Annotated in this window: 2 protein-coding genes; both read left to right on the top strand. The window is 65.3% G+C overall.

The genetic code is table 11. The features are described 5' to 3' along the window. A partial coding sequence (locus AYR66_RS23050; RefSeq protein ID WP_088710015.1) for a sulfite exporter TauE/SafE family protein occupies positions 1-769 on the top strand: 769 nt, incomplete at its 5' end. Then, positions 769-1942: heavy metal translocating P-type ATPase (locus tag AYR66_RS23055; protein WP_141104297.1), on the top strand; the 1174-nt coding region annotated here is incomplete at its 3' end. The genes AYR66_RS23050 and AYR66_RS23055, both read left to right, overlap by 1 nt.

Below are 1942 nucleotides of genomic sequence, written 5' to 3' on the forward strand. Positions count from 1 at the left end.
TTCCGTTTTCATGATTGGCCTCCTTGGCGGCGTGCACTGCGTCGGCATGTGCGGCGGTATCGTGAGCGCGTTCTCGGTAGTGACGCCGCGTCGCCCGTTTCCCGTACCGGTGACCAACGGCGCCGGTGCGATTGCCTCCCCCACGGTATTCGACGGCGCCGGCCGGGTGCTGGCCTATAACGCCGGCCGCCTTGGCAGTTATGCCATTGCCGGTGCGATTGCCGGCGGCGTCGCGCAGGGCGTACGCACGCTCTCCTTCATGTCTTCCCTTCAAGTCGGCGGCTACTGGCTTGCCAACCTCATGCTGGTCGCCCTCGGACTCTTCCTGATGGATGCGTGGCGCGGCCTTGCAAAACTGGAATCGGCCGGGCAGGTGGTCTGGCGCCGTGTGCAGCCGCTGGTGAAGCACCTGCTTCCCGTCGACAGCGCCGGCAAGGCCTTCGCGCTTGGCGGACTGTGGGGCTGGGTACCCTGCGGCATGGTCTACAGTGTGCTGCTGACCGCCATGCTGAGCGGTTCCGCCGCTTCCGGCGCGCTTGTCATGCTGGCATTCGGCGCCGGCACGCTGCCGGTCCTGCTCACCATGGGCATGCTGGGTACGCGCCTGCAGGCATTGACGCGACGTCGCAGCGTGCGGGTGGCGGCGGGACTTGTTGTCCTCGCATTCGGCCTGCTCGGCCTCGCACGGGCCGCCGGCGGCGTTTCGCTGGGCTGGCTCGATGCGCTCTGCCTGACGCCGCCGGCTGCCTCCCACGCTGGAGGCCATTGATGGAAGCCTTGTCCTGTTTCCATTGCGGGCTGCCGGTTCCTGTGGGCTCCACCTGGACGGTGCAGATCGCCGGCGTGGAGCGGCAGATGTGCTGCCCGGGCTGCGAAGCGGTTGCAAAGACGATCGTCGAAAACGGCTTGTCCGATTACTACACTACGCGCGAAAGCTACTCGCCGACCGGTGACAAGGAAGCGCTCGTTCCTGCGGAATTGCGCCTGTACGACGCACCGGAAATCCTCGACCAGTTCACGGAAAAGAATGCGCAGGATGGCAATGTTTGCGAAGCGACCTTCTCTGTGGACGGTATCCGTTGCGCTGCCTGCGTCTGGCTGATCGAGCGCCGCCTTGGCGCAGTGCAGGGCGTGCAGGCAATGAACCTGAACGTCGCGACCGAGCGCCTGCATGTGCGCTGGAACAAGGATGACTGCAAGCCGAGCGACATCCTGAAGGCAGTACGTGAAGTCGGTTATACCGCCTATCCCTACGACGCCGTACGCCACGGCGAGCAGCTGCAGCGCGCGAGCAAGAAGCTGTTCCGCCAGCTGTTCATTGCCGGCCTGTCCATGATGCAGGTGATGATGTATGCGGTTCCTGTCTACCTGGCAACCGACGGTACCATGGACGCCGACATGGAAGCGATGATGCGCTGGGCCAGCCTGCTGCTGACGCTGCCGGCGCTGCTGTATTCCGGCTTGCCGTTCTTCCAGGGCGCGTGGGCCAACCTCAAGGCGCAGGCGCTTGGCATGGATGTGCCGGTGGCGCTCGGCATTGCGGCAGCCTTTATCGGCAGTACCGTCGCAACGATCACCGGAAAAGGGGATGTCTATTTCGACACGGTGACGATGTTCATCTTCCTGCTGCTCTGCAGCCGCTACCTCGAGCTGGTGGCGCGTCGCAAGGCGGCATCCGCCCTCGAGAAACTGCAGCATGCGCTGCCGGCTTCGGCGGCGCGCATGCCCGGCTATCCGCACGACCGCAATACCGAAACGGTGCCCGCCGCGCAGCTGCGCGAAGGCGACATGGTGCTCGTGAAACCGGGCGAAGCGATCCCCGCCGATTGCGTCGTGGTGGAAGGCAGCACTGCGGTCGACCTATCCTTGCTGACCGGCGAGAGCAGGCCGCAGCGCAAGGATGCGGGTGACGACCTTCCCGGCGGGGCGGGCCACGCTACGC

Source organism: Noviherbaspirillum denitrificans, assembly GCF_002211445.1.
Taxonomy (GTDB): domain Bacteria; phylum Pseudomonadota; class Gammaproteobacteria; order Burkholderiales; family Burkholderiaceae_D; genus Noviherbaspirillum; species Noviherbaspirillum denitrificans.